The sequence below is a fragment of the Vibrio cionasavignyae genome (genome assembly GCF_050337155.1).
In the GTDB taxonomy this organism is placed as follows: domain Bacteria; phylum Pseudomonadota; class Gammaproteobacteria; order Enterobacterales; family Vibrionaceae; genus Vibrio; species Vibrio nomapromontoriensis.
In genome coordinates, this window is record NZ_JAKJSR010000041.1 from 1 (window position 1) to 17,425 (window position 17,425).

General features: G+C 45.3%; 15 protein-coding genes, 3 tRNA genes and 1 other RNA gene. 7 read left to right on the forward strand and 12 right to left on the reverse strand.

All coding sequences use genetic code 11. From position 1 onward, the window contains the following. Window positions 1-368: 368 nt before the first annotated feature. The 3 genes from L4D74_RS24505 to L4D74_RS24515 all read right to left on the reverse strand — a co-directional run bounded on the left by L4D74_RS24505 (window position 369) and on the right by L4D74_RS24515 (window position 2,102). Window positions 369-743 carry a hypothetical protein gene (locus tag L4D74_RS24505; RefSeq protein WP_054729095.1) on the reverse strand — a complete coding sequence of 125 codons (375 nt, stop codon included), beginning with the start codon at window positions 741-743 and terminating at the stop codon, window positions 369-371. A 334-nt stretch (window positions 744-1,077) separates the two neighbouring features. Beyond that, window positions 1,078-1,174: signal recognition particle sRNA small type (gene ffs, locus L4D74_RS24510), an RNA gene on the reverse strand. A gap of 187 nt (window positions 1,175-1,361) precedes the next feature. Continuing rightward, complete coding sequence (locus L4D74_RS24515) at window positions 1,362-2,102, reverse strand: VP0952 family biofilm-associated protein (RefSeq protein ID WP_428755006.1); 741 nt, start codon at window positions 2,100-2,102, stop codon at window positions 1,362-1,364. 51 nt (window positions 2,103-2,153) lie between these two features. Here L4D74_RS24515 and L4D74_RS24520 point away from each other — a divergent pair, with 51 nt between their 5' ends. After that, complete coding sequence (locus tag L4D74_RS24520) at window positions 2,154-2,456, forward strand: MGMT family protein (protein WP_428755007.1); 303 nt, start codon at window positions 2,154-2,156, stop codon at window positions 2,454-2,456. Window positions 2,457-2,512: 56 nt separating this feature from the next. Here L4D74_RS24520 and L4D74_RS24525 read toward each other — a convergent pair whose 3' ends face one another. Further along, window positions 2,513-2,956, reverse strand: a complete 444-nt coding sequence (locus L4D74_RS24525) for a YbaY family lipoprotein (protein ID WP_428755008.1) — start codon at window positions 2,954-2,956, stop codon at window positions 2,513-2,515. Between the two features lie 296 nt (window positions 2,957-3,252). Here L4D74_RS24525 and tesB point away from each other — a divergent pair, with 296 nt between their 5' ends. After that, complete coding sequence (tesB, locus tag L4D74_RS24530; protein WP_428755009.1) at window positions 3,253-4,113, forward strand: acyl-CoA thioesterase II; 861 nt, start codon at window positions 3,253-3,255, stop codon at window positions 4,111-4,113. A 60-nt stretch (window positions 4,114-4,173) separates the two neighbouring features. On the opposite strand, the gene L4D74_RS24535 is transcribed toward tesB, so the two are convergent. From L4D74_RS24535 to L4D74_RS24550, 4 genes are all read right to left on the reverse strand, one after another. Continuing rightward, a complete protein-coding gene (locus L4D74_RS24535; protein ID WP_428755010.1) occupies window positions 4,174-5,208 on the reverse strand; it encodes a YHYH protein in 1,035 nt (344 codons plus the stop codon). Between the two features lie 149 nt (window positions 5,209-5,357). Next, complete coding sequence (locus L4D74_RS24540) at window positions 5,358-6,797, reverse strand: coniferyl aldehyde dehydrogenase (protein WP_428755011.1); 1,440 nt, start codon at window positions 6,795-6,797, stop codon at window positions 5,358-5,360. Then, the gene (locus L4D74_RS24545; RefSeq protein ID WP_428755012.1) at window positions 6,797-7,990 is read right to left on the reverse strand and encodes an iron-containing alcohol dehydrogenase; all 1,194 of its coding nucleotides are present in this window, start codon (window positions 7,988-7,990) and stop codon (window positions 6,797-6,799) included. The genes L4D74_RS24540 and L4D74_RS24545 overlap by 1 nt, the downstream gene beginning before the upstream one ends. A gap of 224 nt (window positions 7,991-8,214) precedes the next feature. Further along, window positions 8,215-8,676: an Lrp/AsnC family transcriptional regulator gene (locus tag L4D74_RS24550; protein WP_428755013.1), complete on the reverse strand. Its 462-nt coding sequence runs from the start codon at window positions 8,674-8,676 to the stop codon at window positions 8,215-8,217. A 123-nt stretch (window positions 8,677-8,799) separates the two neighbouring features. Between L4D74_RS24550 and L4D74_RS24555 the strand changes: the two genes are divergently transcribed. Then, a complete protein-coding gene (locus tag L4D74_RS24555) occupies window positions 8,800-9,876 on the forward strand; it encodes a PLP-dependent cysteine synthase family protein (RefSeq protein ID WP_428755014.1) in 1,077 nt (358 codons plus the stop codon). Window positions 9,877-10,025: 149 nt separating this feature from the next. Here L4D74_RS24555 and L4D74_RS24560 read toward each other — a convergent pair whose 3' ends face one another. Both L4D74_RS24560 and L4D74_RS24565 read right to left on the reverse strand, forming a co-directional pair. Next, window positions 10,026-11,120 carry a methyl-accepting chemotaxis protein gene (locus L4D74_RS24560; RefSeq protein ID WP_428755015.1) on the reverse strand — a complete coding sequence of 365 codons (1,095 nt, stop codon included), beginning with the start codon at window positions 11,118-11,120 and terminating at the stop codon, window positions 10,026-10,028. Between the two features lie 309 nt (window positions 11,121-11,429). After that, window positions 11,430-11,744 (reverse strand): DUF1244 domain-containing protein, encoded by a 315-nt coding sequence (locus L4D74_RS24565; RefSeq protein WP_428755016.1) that lies wholly within the window; start codon window positions 11,742-11,744, stop codon window positions 11,430-11,432. A gap of 172 nt (window positions 11,745-11,916) precedes the next feature. Here L4D74_RS24565 and L4D74_RS24570 point away from each other — a divergent pair, with 172 nt between their 5' ends. Next, window positions 11,917-12,318 (forward strand): cupin domain-containing protein, encoded by a 402-nt coding sequence (locus tag L4D74_RS24570; RefSeq protein WP_428755017.1) that lies wholly within the window; start codon window positions 11,917-11,919, stop codon window positions 12,316-12,318. Between the two features lie 88 nt (window positions 12,319-12,406). Here L4D74_RS24570 and vexH read toward each other — a convergent pair whose 3' ends face one another. Both vexH and L4D74_RS24580 read right to left on the reverse strand, forming a co-directional pair. Further along, window positions 12,407-15,520, reverse strand: coding sequence for a vibriobactin export RND transporter permease subunit VexH (gene vexH / locus L4D74_RS24575; RefSeq protein WP_428755018.1), 3,114 nt, complete (start codon window positions 15,518-15,520; stop codon window positions 12,407-12,409). After that, the gene (locus L4D74_RS24580; protein ID WP_428755019.1) at window positions 15,520-16,608 is read right to left on the reverse strand and encodes an efflux RND transporter periplasmic adaptor subunit; all 1,089 of its coding nucleotides are present in this window, start codon (window positions 16,606-16,608) and stop codon (window positions 15,520-15,522) included. The genes vexH and L4D74_RS24580 overlap by 1 nt, the downstream gene beginning before the upstream one ends. Before the next feature lie 394 nt (window positions 16,609-17,002). Between L4D74_RS24580 and L4D74_RS24585 the strand changes: the two genes are divergently transcribed. The 3 genes from L4D74_RS24585 (at window position 17,003) to L4D74_RS24595 (ending at window position 17,422) form a co-directional block, all read left to right on the forward strand. Beyond that, window positions 17,003-17,087 (forward strand) — tRNA-Tyr (locus L4D74_RS24585). An 83-nt stretch (window positions 17,088-17,170) separates the two neighbouring features. Further along, window positions 17,171-17,255, forward strand: a tRNA-Tyr gene (locus L4D74_RS24590). A gap of 82 nt (window positions 17,256-17,337) precedes the next feature. Then, window positions 17,338-17,422: transfer RNA gene (locus tag L4D74_RS24595), tRNA-Tyr, on the forward strand. The last annotated feature ends 3 nt before the right edge of the window (window positions 17,423-17,425 follow it).

Here is a 17,425-nt window from a genome sequence, read left to right on the forward strand (position 1 = left end):
AAACCAATGACCAACATGACGGGACAGAGTTGAACTGTCCAAAAATTCGTAGCCTGAGTTGACGAAACTCAGAGGCAACTCAAAGTTTGCCACTAAGCCAACAACCACATACGCCAATTTTCAATTAAACGTAAATAACTCAGTAGCAAAGAAAAAGCACACGAGAGATGTGAGGTTACCACTAAAGAACAGGTGTAAAGCTAGAACGATGAACCCGTACACCAATAAACTAAACCGTGAAAGCTAACGCCCTGTTAAGGTGTGAGCAACGCAATACTGAAGCCCCTGCATGCCACCTTAATCACTAAAACCAACGCATAGTAAAAATGCCACGCGTTGCGAATCACTCTTGAACAGTTTGTTATAACTCAAACCCAAATTGGCAGCTGATAGATTTTTCCATTTAGATCCACAACTACCGCTTCGACGTACACCTGATGGTTATCAGCACGATAAGCCGATATATAAAATTCTTCGAAGCATTCGATAGGTAAACTGTGAGATTCGCACAACTTAGGTAGCCACTTGCGATAAGCGAGTACCGTCTTACGTACTCTAGGCGTTAGCTTAAACAGCTCTTCATCTTTAGTTGGAATCCAACTAATTCGCACTAAATCACCCGCTTTAAGATTAGCTAGTTTGAAGATATCATCACGGACAAACCCACCATCGATGTAATTTTCGCTACTAAAAAATGATAAGCTGAAGTTCTTAGCCACACCTTTGATATTCTTCAGTTTCACAATTTCCCCTTGAGTTATAACATGTATTAGACTGCATCACGCTCGTATAGTCAGGAAAAGCACGTGCCCAACAGCCCAATTGATGCTACCACTAGTACTCATAAAATCAGTGTATTAACAACGAAATTGTTTTGGTCATCACAAATATGCTGCAAGTTGCACTCATAGTTTCTGATACGACGTATTTTTACATGTAGTGTGTAAATAAACAGGGCCAATACAGAGGGGAGGAAGTAACAAACTTGGTGAGTTCGCTTGAAGGAAAACGGAATCAGTGGATAAGGTTCTGAAATGCAAAAAGCCGCTAACAAGTAGCGGCTTTTCAAATGGGTGGAAGCCCCAGCCACATCCCGGCACACAAGTCATCCGCTGCGGCTGCTTCCTTCCGGATCTGACCGAGTTCACGAACTATTGTTGCGGGAGGACCAGGGCCTCCATAGATTCTGTTGATTTTGCGCTAAGGCTAAATCGTGGAAAGGATTATCGGGTATAGGCGCATTGAATGCAATAGCTAAGCGGACTTTTTAGTGTAAGTTAGCGTTAAGTGACTAGAGATTAAACAAAAAGGCATTAAAGTGAACTTCAATGCCTATCTAAGAGCCACTTTGCTAACAAAAATCAGTGCTCTTGGTTTTCATGGTCACTTCGCAAAATGTAGTCCGTCATCCATGCCGTCCCTAGTAGGCATATCCAAACAACAAAAACAGGCTTGGGAACATCCACACCTGGAGCAATCACTAATGCCGCAAACCCTACGCTAGGCAATGTCCAGCAAAGCAACTTATTCCAGCGGAAGGTCTTAAGCTTGCCAAGACTCTCCATTGACGCAAGCATACCGGTAAAACACAATGCGATGAGCGCAGCATGAGGTAAGCCTGCCGCCCAAATTGGAATAATCAGCGCCAGTGACCACCAGCTGTGTTTATTACTGCCTTTCCAATGGCTCGCCGCATACCATGCCACAAATACCGCAAAGCCTTGAATCAACGTGACCATTGGGGTGCCCCCTAGCTTCCCAGACAGTTGAGTCATCATAATTCCGACATTAAGCGTGATAACAATCAGGCCAACAAGGCAAACTATCCAAATGTTGCTGCGCCGAGAAGAGGCAACCATAAATACCGGAAGAAGAATCCACACGGCAATAGACATCGCTATTGTTTGCATTGGTAATGTGATGCCATATACCACCATTGCGGCGAGCAATGCCAACCCAGCTACCCCTCCTTGCGGAAGCACCCATAATGCTGGAATCATCAACGCTAAAACGGGAATATCACCTTCAGTAACGCTAATCGCTCTGGCGCAAACCATAGCAAGAACACTTGTGATTATGAATTGAAACACCGAAAATACCATTGCTCCTCCCTATACCGATCCATGGCACATTGAACTAGGACTACATTCAGTATGGAACAGTTTCGAACACAAATCTTTGCTGTGATTCACCAAATTCCGCATGGAACTGTGACAACGTACGGACAGATTGCAAAAATGTCTGGCTATCCCGGTTACGCTCGACATGTTGGCAAAGCACTGAGCGACCTACCAAAAGGAAGTACACTGCCTTGGCATAGAGTTATAAATGGAAAGGGAGAGATATCACTAACAGGGGATAAATTCAGTGAGCAACGAGCCAAGCTGCTAGAAGAAGGCATCGTTTTTACTAAAAGCAATAAAGTCAGTTTAAAGACCTATGGCTGGCAGCCATAGTAAGAAGATGTTGTTCGCTATCTGGTCAATCAGCTAACCAGATAGCGATAGTAAACCTACTTAGCGCGCACACCGATAAGCAGTAAATTCACTTCATTAGTTTTATTTTGGTCTGTGATCACAGGGTAAGACGTATCGCTAATAAAGCGTAACTTACCGTCGACTTCAATACGTGCACTCACACTATAAGTATGACGGCTATCGATATCCGCGGCGTTATAGCTTAATTCAAAATCAAACGGAACTTGCGCTCCATCGGTTTCAAAGGTTTGTTCTGCAATCAATGTTGCTGGCGCATCGGCTAATGACACATCTTGAAGTTTAACCGTAACGATAGCGTTTGGCGGCAATGCAATTCTTTCACGGTAAGCAATGGTGCCCTTTACTGCTGTCATACTATTCTCCGCCGTGACTGGCGTATCTGTTGCAGGTGCAGTCTGACAGCCAGCAAGCGTTAAACCCAATGCCACTGCCAATAAACCGGTAATAATTTTTTTCATAAAGCCTCTCTAATTAGTCAGCAAATATTCGCTATTTTATTCCAACGTGTTTCTCCAAATGATCTCAAGATGCTCGTTCAGCAACATTGGCTGCAGAGGTAATAGTTTGAAATCGTTTGAGCGTATTGCATTAAAGATATCAGAAATTTACCTAACCATCGCTCTAATAGCCGTATATTGCATCAATCTCATACCATTCCTACACGCTTTGTTACGCGATGGCAATCATGAGCCGCTTGACGAATATACTGACAAAACCCACACTTGCATTATCGACCTAAAGTATAAGTGAATTTATGAGTAAACCATTACGTGAATTGCTGGAATTGCTTCAACTAGAAAAGTTAGAAGAAGGATTATTTCGTGGTCAAAGCCAACACTTGGGTTTACCACAGGTGTACGGCGGTCAAGTGATTGGGCAAGCGCTGTCAGCTTCTCGATATACGGTGCCAGATGATCGCACAGTACACTCGTTTCACAGCTATTTCCTCTACCCTGGTGATGCAGAGAAACCCATTATTTATGATGTAGAAAACCTGCGTGACGGTAAGAGCTTTAGTACCAGACGAGTAAAAGCGATTCAAAATGGCCGGCCAATTTTTTACCTCACGGCGAGTTACCATGGGCACGCGCCCGGGTTTGAGCATCAAACAGAAATGCCCGTTGTTGATGGACCTGAAAATTATGTTTCAGAGTCAGAATTGGCGGCACGCATTGCTGACTTCTTACCCCCAAAGATTCGCGAAGTATTTTGCAGTGAAGAAGCCATTGAAGTGCGCCCGGTCACTGTAATTAATCCGCTAAAACCGGAAAAAGCGGAGCCGAAGCAGTATTTATGGATCCGTGCAAATGGAGAGGTACCAGACAACGCTCTTATCCATCAATACCTACTTGGTTACGCATCGGATTGGCGCTTCCTAACAACGGCGTTACACCCACATGGCGTCTCAATTATGTCGCCGAAATTTCAGCTAGCAACGATAGATCACTCTATGTGGTTTCATCGCCCGGTTAAAATTGATGAATGGCTGCTTTATGCCATTGATAGCCCAAATGCGAGTAACTCGCGAGGCTTAGTGCGCGGTGAGATTTTCAATAGACAGGGAGAGCTTGTCGCCTCGACAGTCCAAGAAGGTGTGATGCGATTCAGTGAATAGTTAACGTAAAGAGTCTCTCCTAGTCTTTATGGGCAGAGAGACTCGCTATAAATAAGGAAATTAATGCCTATGGCTGCGAATGCTTGCACTGGCACCAAATGACCCATCCACCGCCCCTTTAAAACAGTTTAATACCCATGGAAACGAGTCGGTGACATAGTAACCATACTGGCCGTCGACAAACATGCCATTACATTCATCTAACGTCCCTAACGCGACAACGTATTCGTAATCACCGCGAAATTGCCCATCATACTGCTGACTCACGACTGAGCCTCCCACTACTGGTGTACTGTAACTACCCACATCTTGTCTTACGCCCGACTTTAACTGATAACTAGACGTGGCCTTTTTCACCGTTCCGTCCGTTTGATCTAAATAACAACTGCCATAGATAGGATAGCCGTCGGCAGCAAACCCAATAACAGGGGATGCGGCGCTACCCGCACAATCTTGCTCAAACAATGCCATCGGGTTGCCATGGTAATGATAGGTTCCGTCGGGTTGGACGTGGGCGTGGTGCTCATCGGTTCCAAAACCATTCAGTTCAGACATTGGGTCGAAGCGCCATGGGTTATTGATCTGATCCTGACCGCAACCCGTACGTTCATCGCCAACGTCATAACAGGCCGCGGCTAAAAGATCGATTTTTACGCCGTTGAGTAATACCGCCTCAGAGACAGGTAGACTGAGCGCCGTTATCGAGCCTGAATGCGAAGGGGAAGATGAAAACTCAAACTGCTGGGCTTGCTCCGACACATTGGTCGCAAATGACGCGCTCTGATCATTGAAGTCGTGATTAGGGATGCCGTTTGACTCTATGATGCACTCAACACCTGATGATGATAACGAAACGCTTCCGGTGTAAGTAAGGCTTCGTTTAATGTCTTCGACACTAGAAAAATAATCACCTGAATATTGCTCACAATTGGCGCTCGTTTCACTCAATAGCCGATTGGTAATATCACTTCCATTGGTTGGTGTGTTGCTCACCGTCGAGCCAGAACCTGAATCACCGCTACCACAACCAGCCAGTAGCGTCACCGTGCATAGTATAAACGCAAAATAATAAGCTTGTTTCGTTGTATTTGGCATCACACCCTCACTCATTGTTATCATTTTGTTACAATAACAATGAGTCTATGTGCTAACTGTAAAGTTTCACGGACCTTTACAGTGTTTTACTTAACGTACGCACACAAAGGGTGAGTGAGAATCCCTCAAAGCCCATCATAATCAAAGTACTACTCTGGGTATTTCCCCCACTTTCTATTGATTAGAAAATTCACCATTCGGCGGGCAAAACCAGAATAAGGCGCACCAAGAAATGCGGTTGCGGCCCACTTGCCTTGCACCATGACAGGGCGCATCTTAGATAGGCTATTGAAACCCTCTCGTCCATGATAATGCCCCATACCACTTGGCCCCACGCCACCAAACGGTAAATCGTGCTGACCCACATGCAGCATGACATCATTGACCGTCACACCACCTGACAAGGTGTTCTCCAGTGCCGATTTCTGTAACGCTTTATCATCAGAGAAAATATACAACGCTAATGGGCGATCTCGTTGACTAATAAAGTGATAGACGTCATCCAAGGTCTTGTAAGTTAAGATAGGCAAAATAGGCCCAAATATTTCACGAGTCATGACATGTTCATCGGCCGCAGGCGTCACCACTAAGTGAAGAGGAAAACGTCGACTCGCCGCATCGGGCTCACTGTCTGGGATAAGGTTAATAACCTCACCACTGCCCTCTTTTGCCGAGCGTAGTGTCTCGCTTAAACGCTGGAATGACACATCATCAATCACAGACGTATAGTCAGGGTGTTCAATAGTTTTGAAACGCTTCTTCACAATAGATTTCGCTGACTTAATCACTGAATCAAGCTTATCTTCAGGAACAAATAGATAATCGGGCGCAACACATGTTTGTCCGGCGTTATACATTTTGCCAGTCAAAATACGCTTCATCGCTTTTTTAATATCGTAATCTGGCGCGATAATTGTTGGTGACTTCCCTCCTAACTCTAACGTCACTGGCGTTAGATTTCCTGCCGCCGCGGCCATGACTTTACGACCTGTCGCCCCAGAGCCAGTAAAGATAAGGTGGTCAAATGCTAGCTTTGAAAACGCTTGGCCTGTCTCGCCTGTTTCCGCGATAAAACAAATTTCATCTTCGGTAAACGCCGTTGAAAACACATCCGCTAATACGCGGCAAAGGTGCTGAGAGTTTTCTGACATTTTTACCATCACTCGATTACCAGCGGCCAGTGCAGCCGTCATTGGTCCTATGGCAAGAAACAACGGATAATTCCATGGCACAATAATGCCCACAACACCGATAGGTTGCGGAATCACACTGTTTTTAGCTGGCTGAAACCATATGGCGGTATGACGCGACTTGGGCTTCATCCACTTTTTAAGTTGTTTACGGGCATCGACAATGCCATCAATCGAAGAGAAAAATTCGAGTAGTGCCGTTTCGGTAGAAGAGCGATGCCCAAAATCCTTGCTAATGGCCTCACACAACGCCGCCTGATTTTGACGAATAAGGCGCTCTACCTTGGATAAGTTACTCAGGCGCAATTCACGGCTAAGAAAAGGCGATTCTTTAAATGCTCGTTTTTGCTGGTTAAAACACTCTTGCATTTGTAATTCACTAAGCTCGACTTGGCTCATTATTCGACTCCTAATTCGACAAGTTTTTCTAATAACTGCTGGCACTGCGACAATGACATAGTCTCGGGAACCGGATACTCACCAAAGGCTTCTTTTATCGCTTGTTGCGCAATACGAGGGATGTCTTCTACTTGCAATTCTTTGACGACTTTTGGGATCGCAATCGTGTCTAATAACGTTTTTACCGCGTCGGTAAACTGCGAGGATGCGCTCCCGTGCACACTGTCTTTATAGCCCAGCTCAACCGCAAGCTGTGTCAGTCGTGCGTTATCTCTTTGTTGAATCATCTCGAGGACAAGAGGTAATACTATCGCGTTGGCTCTCCCGTGCGGAACATGATAAAACGCGCCGAGTTGGTGAGCGATAGCATGAACATAACCGATGTAAGTACGGGTAAACGCAAGCCCCGCTTCAAAACTTGCTAACGCCATTTGTTCTCTAGCATGGGTGTTTTTACCGTCTTGATACGCGATGGGTAACTCACTAAAAATCCGTTTTATCGCACTCACAGACCATTGGCGAGTTTGTGAATTAGCGTATCCACTCAAATAAGATTCAATGGCATGAGTTAACGCATCGGCTCCTGTTTCTGCCGTCACTTGAGCGGGTAAGCCTAACATCAATTCAGGATCCAGAATCGCGACTTTCGGCACCAAAAACGGGTCGGTAATAGAGCGCTTTTTTCGGGCGTCAATATCGCTAACCACCGCAGCAACCGTGCACTCAGAACCCGTGCCTGCCGTCGTCGGTATCGCAATAATGGGCATAAGACGACGATGTACTTTAAGTAATCCCGGCAACCTAGCGACGTCTTTCTTGGTTTTCACACTCGCCGCCATGGCTTTTGCACAATCCATTGGCGACCCACCACCAAAGGCAATGACGCCATCGCAAGTATGATGCTGATAGTGGACGACGCCACGCCTCACCGTTTCATAATCTGGATCTGGAGTAATGTCATCAAAGATTGAATAGCCTATATTCGCCTCATCCAACGCTTGCATCAGGTTATCGAGTAAGCCAAGCTTCATCAAAACGTGATCAGTGACAATACAGGGCTTACTCACGCCAAGTTCTTGGCATATTTTGGCAATATCATTCACCTTACCACGCCCAGAGATACACCTTGGTTGTGGGACTGGCACCATTTTAATAAACGGCTTCTTAACGGAAACCAAGCATTGGTGCAGCATATCGACGCTCCTTATAAACAAGATGACTGGGTGGACAAGCTGACATAGCTTTCATGACATAGCGCTCACGAGGTAGCTCTCTGAGATCATTCAGATGACCCAATTATCACGGTTACGTTCTAACAGCTCAGCTTTTAATGACATTCAGTTATAGAGTGATTGCTCCATATAAGCAAGATTCTCATCCAAGAGTTGAGAGCCTTATAACTGCCACCTAGTGCCCACTAGCGAATCGGTAATGCCGTGGTGTATTTTAAAGGTTCCATGGCAAAGGTGGAGGTCACGTTCGATAATTCATCGATACTGTTGACCAATTTTTTATAAAACTCATCAAAACACTTCATGTCTTTTACCAAGACTTTCATCATATAGTCGTACTCCCCTGCCATGCGATAAAACTCCATCACTTCAGGAAATAGCGATACCGTGTCCACAAATGTTTTATACCACTCGTGAGAATGGTTGGTGGTTTTAATCTGTACAAACGCCGTAAAACACAGCCCTAATGACTCCGGATTAAGCAACGCCACTCGCTTACTAATCACCCCCTGCTCTTCAAGCTTCTTTAATCGTTTCCAACACGGCGTTGTCGTTAAATTCACCGCCTCAGCTAAATCATGCAACGAAAGCGTACTGTCTTGCTGCAATAGGCCGAGTAGTTTTTTATCAATGCTGTCGATTTCCATCAAACCCTCAAAAAGAGAATAGCTTTCTCTAAAAAGTCACTTATACAGTGAATATAGCAAAGTTTTTCTCTTCATTTGTAGGTAAATTATTACCATGACGATAGCCAAGTAGGAAACCTAACTATGTGTACTGATCATCAATGGATAAACAATGCCATTCGTAAAATTGAAGCTGACTATCAACGCTCTGCCGATACTCATCTGATTAAACTCGATCTGCCAAGCATTGAGGGTATCGATCTGTATCTCAAAGATGAAAGTACGCACCCTACTGGCTCGCTAAAACACCGCTTAGCACGGTCGCTTTTCTTATACGCGATTTGTAATGGTTGGATTGGTCCAGAAACAACGGTGATTGAATCATCGTCGGGCAGTACTGCCGTTTCTGAAGCCTATTTTGCAAGGTTACTAGGCCTGCCATTTATTGCGGTGATGCCAAAAAGTACCGCCTGCAAAAAGATTGAGCAAATTGAATTCTATGGCGGTAAAGCGCACCTTGTTGATCGATCTGACCAAATTTATGCGGAATCTCGCCGCCTTGCCGATGAACTAAATGGTCATTATATGGACCAATTTACGTATGCTGAGCGCGCCACTGACTGGCGTGGTAATAACAACATTGCTAACTCTATTTTTAGCCAAATGGAGTTAGAAGATCACCCGATTCCTACATGGGTGGTCATGAGCCCTGGCACAGGCGGAACATCGGCAACGATTGGTCGTTTTATTCGCTATCAAAAGCACGATACTAAATTGTGTGTTGTCGACCCAGAAAACTCGGTATTTCACCACCACTATCGAACGGGCGATACGACAATTACGAGAGATTGTGGCAGTAAAATTGAAGGTATAGGTCGACCTCGCGTAGAGCCAAGTTTTATTCCTGGTGTGGTAGATGAAATGCGCACGATTCCAGATGCTGCGAGTGTTGCGACCATTCACTGGCTCGAAAAAATCTTGGGTCGAAAAGTGGGCGCATCGACGGGCACCAACTTATACGGGGCATTGCAGCTGGCGTGTGAAATGAAAAAACGTGGTGAAACTGGCTCTATCGTAACCTTGCTGTGTGACAGTGGTGAACGTTACCTCGACACTTACTACAACCCAGAGTGGGTTAAAACCCATATTGGAGACTTGCAGCCTTATACTGAAAAGCTAGAGATCTTTGAAGCCACAGGTGAATGCAGCGCAGATTGCTAACTGTTAACCGTTAAGTGTTAAGCCCAGTCATTCAGCGTAAAGACACAAACAGTTAGCCTAACGGCACGTATAAGATGAGAAAAAGGAGTGATGCTATCACTCCTTTTTCTGTTTATCCGTATCACTTTTATTTCGTTCAGTGTTGCGTACTACTTGCGGTCATAAGTACGATTAACCTGCATTTGCGCAGCCGTGATGTAGGACACTAAGTCTTGATACGCTCGATCTAACTCTTCAACCACCAGCGCATCGACTGTATCGTTAGCAATAAGCTGCAACCCGTCATGGAATGCCTTCGCTTTTACTGAAAAATACTCAAGTGGTCCGCCGACACTGGCCAACTGTCGTGTTTCCTCATGGTTTGCCACTACCGTACCAAATGTCGTTTCAAGCTCGCCAAGCAGTAATAGCGCGTGATCACAGTTAGCCCCAATAAGTTTTGAGTGCGCAGTTGTCCACATATTGGTGTACTGGGCAATACCACTTGAGGCATAAATATCAACGGTACTTTTGTAAATGACATCAACGGTTGTCGAGGACAAGGACAATATGGCTTGCGTATCCTTAACAATTTCTGCCGCCCCCACCGATGCATCCGCCACCTGCACAGAGACTTTCTCGATATTCTCTCCCGCAAGGTTGGTGCTCGATTCAATTCTTTCCACTAAGCCAGAAATCTCACTGGCGGCCTCATTAGCTCGCCCAGCAAGAGAGCGTACTTCATCCGCGACAACCGCAAAACCCCGACCATGTTCCCCTGCGCGCGCCGCTTCAATTGCTGCATTAAGGGCTAATAAATTGGTTTGCTCTGAGATCTGGTGAATAATACTAATGAACTGGCTAATGTCGCCAGTTAATACCTGTAATGCATTCACGGTGTCTTTACTTTCAGCGGAAGATTGAGAGACTAAATTAAGTGAACGGTACATTTCTTCAAGTTGACGTTGTGTCGACTCAAATACACCCAGCTTATTTTGCAGCTGGTCACTTTGAGCAATCAAATCATTATTCGCGACCTCGATACTATTCGCAGAATCTACAAGATGAGGGACAACCATACCTAAGAAGCGTCGTGAACGAGATTTTTGCTCAGTCAGCACCTGCTCTATCGCCGCCACTTCATTCTGCTTCGCCGCCAACTGCTGCTCCAGCTCGGTAACTTGTTGCTGTAATGCCTCGTTTGCTGTTTTTTCAGTGAGTACCTGCTGCTGCGCTTCTTTTAGTTGTTTTTTTGATACAAACATTGAATCACTTCTTCCACCACGACCTTCCTATGTTAACTACGCTAACACTCAGCAAGGAATTATAAATAGCGTGAAGGATAAGTTGTGATTACGACCAAGCCCTATACCCCGATTAGGGTATAGGCAGAGCAATATACTAAGTAACTGTTAAAATTTGGTGTTTATTTAAGCCAATTAGCCACTCACCCACCGTGATATGTCGGATTGTGGTGATAAAAATAGTAATACCTCTGACAATGCAGAGGTATTACTGAATAAATGCTAACTAGAAAGCGTACGATTGAAACTCGATGAAAAACCAGCTCAGAATTATTTTTGCTTGGTTTCAAAAGCCGCCAGTTGCTCTGGGGTTGCTTTCGGCTGATGATTTTGTTTCCACTCATCATAGGTCATGCCATACACTCGCTCACGAGCGTCATCAATATCGAGATCAAGCTCTGCTTGTTCCGCTTCTGCTTTATACCATTTGCTAAAGCAATTACGGCAAAAGCCCGCCTGAATCATCAAATCAATATTTTGCACATCTTTATTGTTGTCAAGGTGTGCAAGTAAGCGACGAAATACCGCTGCATCTAGTTTATCTTGTTGTTCTTGAGAAAGTGTTTTGTATTTGAATTCTGCCACGCGATGTCCCTTATTTTACTATTTACCCTATCCGCTACAAACCACGGTTTTACTTGTCCCACAGCGCCATGTATGCACTTAATTGCAATGTAAGGCGATGTGCAATACCATTATTGTTTACAATTTGGATACATACAGTCAAGCACTGTTCATCATCACTGGAAGATAGATTATGAAAAGATCCCTGTTACTCACACTCATTGCTACCGCCTCGTTTTCTTCATTAGCCGCAACGTCCGTCGATTTAATCAAGTCCACCCATTCTTGGGATGGCACGCCGTTACCGACTTATCGCTTAACACAACCTGAAGTGACAATAAAAGAGATCATCATTGAGCCAGGGGAACGTCTACCACTTCATGTACACCCCGTCATTAATGCGGGAGTACTGCTTGAAGGCACACTCATCGTCAAACTTAAGGAAAAAGAAATCACACTTAACGCAGGTGATGCGCTCATTGAAGTGATGAACAAGCCCCATTACGGTCGAAACCCAGGAGATATTCCGGCAAAAATCATTGTTGTTTATCTCGCTGAAAAAGGCGATACCGTCACTTTATTGGAAGATAAATAGCCCTCATTACAGTACTTTTCATCACGGTATAAAAACGGTCTGTTCATTAAAACAGACCGTTTTTATATTTACGATGACGGCAAGCGCCTTAGCCGTGACTAGTCCGCGCTTTCACATCTTTTTCTAACGCTTTATTAAGTTCGCTTTCCACATGCCCCGGCGATTGTGTCTTCGCAGATATTAAGCGATACATCGCTGGAATCACGAATAACGTCACTAAGGTTGCAAACGCCATCCCAAAGAAGATCACCGTACCTACCGCGACTCGGCTTTCATAGCCCGCCCCGGTGGAAACAATCAACGGGATTGCACCAGCTAACGTAGTAAACGCCGTCATTAGAATAGGGCGTAAACGCCTTGCCGATGCATCAATGATGGCCTGTTCAAATGCAATGCCTTTGTCTCTTAGTTGGTTAGTAAACTCCACAATAAGAATACCGTTCTTGGTCACCATACCAATTAACATTATCATGCCAATCTGGCTGTAGATGTTCAGCCCTTGCTGCATAATGAGCAAGCCTAAGAAGCCACCAAATACGCCCATAGGAACGGTAAACATCACCACTAACGGGTTAATAAAGCTTTCAAACTGCGCTGCTAAGACCAAGTAAGCGACTAACAGGGCCAATGCAAACACCACAAAAATACTCGATTGATTCTCTTTAAAGTCTTTCGACTCTCCCGCATAACTAATCGAAATATCCCCCGGTAGCATCTCTATGGCCTGTTGATCCATAAAGTCCAACGCTTCACCTAACGTATACCCTTCTTTAAGGTTCGCTTTGATGGTGATAGATTTCTGCTTGTTGTAATGCGATAAACGAGTAGAGGATGCCACTTCCTCAATATCAGTCACGGCATCTAACGTCACCAACTCGCCGGACTGAGTGCGCATGTAAATTTGGCTCAAATCTGCGGCGTTATTGAAGTTATTTTCATCCCCTCGCAAGTAGACATCGTATTCTTCACCACGCTCGACATAGGTGGTCTCTGTTTTACCACCAAGCATAATTTCCAGCGTGTCGGAGATATCTTCAACACTGATCCCGAGCTCTGCTGCGCGCTCTCGGTCGATGGTCACCACCAGCTCTGGTGTTTTCTCAGAGTAGTCGGTACTCGCGCCTTCCATCATTGGTGAAGCGTCAGCGCGTTGTTCTAGTAAGTCTGCCCATTTTTGCAATTCAGCATAGTCAGAGCCGCCAATCACAAATTGTACTGGCTCACTTGACCCGCCTCTAAAACCTGGCATAAACGGGAACACACGAACATCAGGGATCCCAGCGAGGGCTTTTCGAGCCTCTCCCAGCGCTTCGGTTGCAGTCACATTACGTTCGTTCCAATCCTCTAGAATCATGATAACGAAGCCCGTTTGGTCACCGGCATTGCCGCCAAACGCTGGCGATTGAATACTAAATGACTTTAAGAAACCTTGCCCTAATAACGGCATTAAGCGCTCTTCCACGATGTCCATGTTCGCCGCCATTCGGTTGTAACTGGTGGCATCCGCGCCACGAACGAAAGCGAAGATAACCCCACGGTCCTCTTGCGGTGTTAACTGAGCAGGCACTTGCTGCATTAACTGATAACTGCCGCCAACACAGGCTAAAATCACCACTGGCGCGAGCCAACGAAATCGTAAGGCTTGCCCAAGCGCTCGCTTATAACCACGCTCTAATTTTCTAAAGCCTGAATCTACCCATTGTGTGAAACGGTTTGGTTTCACGTTCGCTTTTAGAATCGAACTTCCTAATACTGGCGTGAGAGTGAGAGCAATCAAAGATGAGAAGATCACCGACATGGCAAGCAGCACCGAGAACTCGGTAAACAGCAGGCCTATCATGCCGTCCATGAAAGAAATTGGTAAAAACACCATCACCAATACTAATGTGGTGGCGATAACGGCAAACCCCACTTCGCGCGTTCCTTTATAAGCAGCAAGTAACGGCGGTTCACCTTTTTCAATATGATGGAAAATGTTTTCCACCACCACGATGGCATCATCCACCACTAAGCCGATGGAGAGGATCAGTGCCATTAGCGTGATCAAGTTGATGGAAAAACCAAAGAAATACGCAGCAATAAACGACGCGATCAAAGACACGGGTACCGTCACCGCAGGTATCAGCGTGGCTCTTGCTTGACCAATAAAGATGTATAGCACCAAAATAACCAAGCAACCTGTAATAAACAGTGTGCTATACACCTCAGAAATGGAGCGGTCGATGAAGACGGTTGAATCATAATCAATCGCTAAGCGAGTCCCCTCGGGAAGAAACTGCTGCATACGTTCCACTTCTTTATGCACCAAGTCTGCCATTTCCAGTGGGTTGGCATCCGACTGCGGCACGATGCCCATGCTAACGTTAACAACGCCATCACTCTTAAAGGTCGAATTCTCATTCTCTGCCCCGATATACACATCGGCGACATCTTTGAGGTAAATTGGCGTATTGTCGCTGGCACGCTTCACGACCAAATATTCAAAATCCACCGGGGAATTGTATGAACGAGCAGTACGAACCGACATCACCGTGGCATCATTTCGCACTTCCCCACCGGGACGTTCTATATTTTCAGATCGCAGCGATGCCGTGATATCAGCAGTCGTGACGCCGCGCCCTGCCATATAAGCTGGCTTAAGCTTGATATACATCACCTGATATAAGCCACCGGAAATATTGACCGAGCTCACACCAGAAATCAGACTAAATCTATCGAGAAGAACTCGGTTGGTATAGTCCGTCAATTGGGTTCGATCCATCACCGACGAGCTAAGATTGATATAGACCGACGCTTCGCCACTACCATTATTTTTAAACACCAGTGGATCATCAGCTTCATCGGGCAGTGAGCGCTGTGCTCGGGCTACCGCATCGCGAATATCACTTACACCAGTATTCAGATCGTAACCAAGCTCGAAAGTTACCGTGATACGCGACATACCATTTCGAGTCACGGACTCTATTTCGTCAATACCACTAATACCAGAGAGTTGGTCTTCAATAGAGGAGGTAATCTGGCTTTCAATGATGGTGGCTGACGCCCCTTCATAACGAGTGGAAATCGACACCACTGGGTTTTCGATGTCCGGCATTTCACGTACAGCAAGTTTATTAAATGACACAATGCCAAATACACATAACAACAAGCTCAGTACGATAGCGGCAACCGGACGCTTAACTGAAATATCAGATAAAAGCATTAGCTGACTTCCTTCTCACTAATGAGTTCGGTGCGCTTGTCAGTGCGCTGTGCTGTAGGCTCCGATTTCACTTCCTGAACGGCAGATCCATCACGCATGTTAACAATGCCCTGCACGACAATTCTCTGACCAATTTCTAGCCCTTTTTCAATCACCACTTGGTTACCCACACGAGCTCCTAAGATGACCTCAGTACGATGCGCTTTGTTGTTTTCATCAATCACATAAACAAAGCGCTTGGTGCCCGAATACTCAAGAGCTTGAACCGGGATGATCGGTGCTTCAATAGGAGGAAAAGCCATGTTCGCTTGAGCCAGCATACCCGGTTTTAATCGATTCTCTTGGTTTTCAAAATGAATTCGCACGCGAAGGTTCAACGTCTCTTGGTTAACTCGTGTGTCCACCGCGACTACCGCACCTTCAAATAGGCGATTGCCCCAAGCCGACGTTTTCGCTGTGACTGGCATACCTTTTTCTAGCATGGATAAATATCGCTCTGGAACTTGTAAGTCCAACTGCATAATAGATAAATCATCTAACGTGAGTAGCTCTGTTCCCACATTTACTAACTTGCCTCGGCTAAAGTCTATCAAACCAACGGTGCCTGGGAATGGCGCTTCAATATGAAGATCATTTAACTGAGCATTGGCCGCGTCTAGGCGAGCATTGGCAATATCTACGTTGGTTTTTTGGGCATCAATTTCCGTTTTAGTAATCGCATTACTAGAAGCGAGGCGTTGAAATTCTGCCAAAATACGTTTTTGGTCACGTAAATAGGCTTTCGCTTCTGCGACAGCAGCGACGGCTTTATCGTCATTAAGTAAAACCAGGATCTGCCCTTTAGGCACCTTTTCATTTGCCGACACTCGAATTTGGTCAACAATGCCAGATACTTCGGAAGCAATCACAACCGACTGATCTGCTTCTAATTTGCCAACCAACGAAAGTGACTGAGATACTTGGTGAACGGCCACCGTCTCGGTCACGACTGAGATTGCTTGCGACCCTTGAGGCCTTTTTGCGTAGCTTGCAGAAGACGCACCAAGAATAGACAGTGCTAGCAAACCGATTATTGTTTTATTTTTCATCGTATTTGTCTTTTAATATAGAAACTAATGATATTCTAGCGACTAATGAGCGACATAACGTCAAGAAGTGTAAATCCTAATCTGAGTTTTTGTTTACAAACATTGCACTGTCACCAACTGTGCTAAAAAATGAAACAAAAATGGCTCAGCTAAAAAGATCAATGAGTAAACATCGCCTTCTCATTGTAAGCATTCGCGGTAAAACCAGAACTTCCTGTAGCGAAGTGGTTAATAAATAGAGCATAAACCTATCTTTTTAGGCACCTCTGCCCAAAAAGGCACCATTCAGTTCAAAATGCCAAGAAAAAACTTTACAGCTTTGCGGAGTTTGCTATGATTCGCTCCGCACTTGAGTGATGCGTTGGGAAAACGTCAAACAAGTATAAAACACCCTGGAGGGGTTCCCGAGTGGCCAAAGGGATCAGACTGTAAATCTGACGGCTCTGCCTTCGATGGTTCGAATCCGTCCCCCTCCACCATATTTAGTTTATTTGGTTATAACCAGATAAACGCACTTGAGTCGCCGCGTTGGGAAAACAGCGAAACAAGTATAAAACACCCTGGAGGGGTTCCCGAGTGGCCAAAGGGATCAGACTGTAAATCTGACGGCTCTGCCTTCGATGGTTCGAATCCGTCCCCCTCCACCATATTAGTTTACTTGGTTATAACCAGATAAACACACTTGAGTCGCCGCGTTGGGAAAACAGCGAAACAAGTATAAAACACCCTGGAGGGGTTCCCGAGTGGCCAAAGGGATCAGACTGTAAATCTGACGGCTCTGCCTTCGATGGTTCGAATCCGTCCCCCTCCACCATAT

Bases quoted from the DNA above. Each gene is read 5' to 3' on its own strand.
- L4D74_RS24515 (WP_428755006.1), bottom strand. From the start codon at position 2,102: ATGGTATTTTCGGTGTTTCAATTCATAATCACAAGTGTTCTTGCTATG.
- L4D74_RS24520 (WP_428755007.1), top strand. From the start codon at position 2,154: ATGGAACAGTTTCGAACACAAATCTTTGCTGTGATTCACCAAATTCCG.
- L4D74_RS24525 (WP_428755008.1), bottom strand. From the start codon at position 2,956: ATGAAAAAAATTATTACCGGTTTATTGGCAGTGGCATTGGGTTTAACG.
- tesB (WP_428755009.1), top strand. From the start codon at position 3,253: ATGAGTAAACCATTACGTGAATTGCTGGAATTGCTTCAACTAGAAAAG.
- L4D74_RS24535 (WP_428755010.1), bottom strand. From the start codon at position 5,208: ATGCCAAATACAACGAAACAAGCTTATTATTTTGCGTTTATACTATGC.
- L4D74_RS24540 (WP_428755011.1), bottom strand. From the start codon at position 6,797: ATGAGCCAAGTCGAGCTTAGTGAATTACAAATGCAAGAGTGTTTTAAC.
- L4D74_RS24545 (WP_428755012.1), bottom strand. From the start codon at position 7,990: ATGCTGCACCAATGCTTGGTTTCCGTTAAGAAGCCGTTTATTAAAATG.
- L4D74_RS24550 (WP_428755013.1), bottom strand. From the start codon at position 8,676: ATGGAAATCGACAGCATTGATAAAAAACTACTCGGCCTATTGCAGCAA.
- L4D74_RS24555 (WP_428755014.1), top strand. From the start codon at position 8,800: ATGTGTACTGATCATCAATGGATAAACAATGCCATTCGTAAAATTGAA.
- L4D74_RS24560 (WP_428755015.1), bottom strand. From the start codon at position 11,120: ATGTTTGTATCAAAAAAACAACTAAAAGAAGCGCAGCAGCAGGTACTC.
- L4D74_RS24570 (WP_428755017.1), top strand. From the start codon at position 11,917: ATGAAAAGATCCCTGTTACTCACACTCATTGCTACCGCCTCGTTTTCT.
- vexH (WP_428755018.1), bottom strand. From the start codon at position 15,520: ATGCTTTTATCTGATATTTCAGTTAAGCGTCCGGTTGCCGCTATCGTA.
- L4D74_RS24580 (WP_428755019.1), bottom strand. From the start codon at position 16,608: ATGAAAAATAAAACAATAATCGGTTTGCTAGCACTGTCTATTCTTGGT.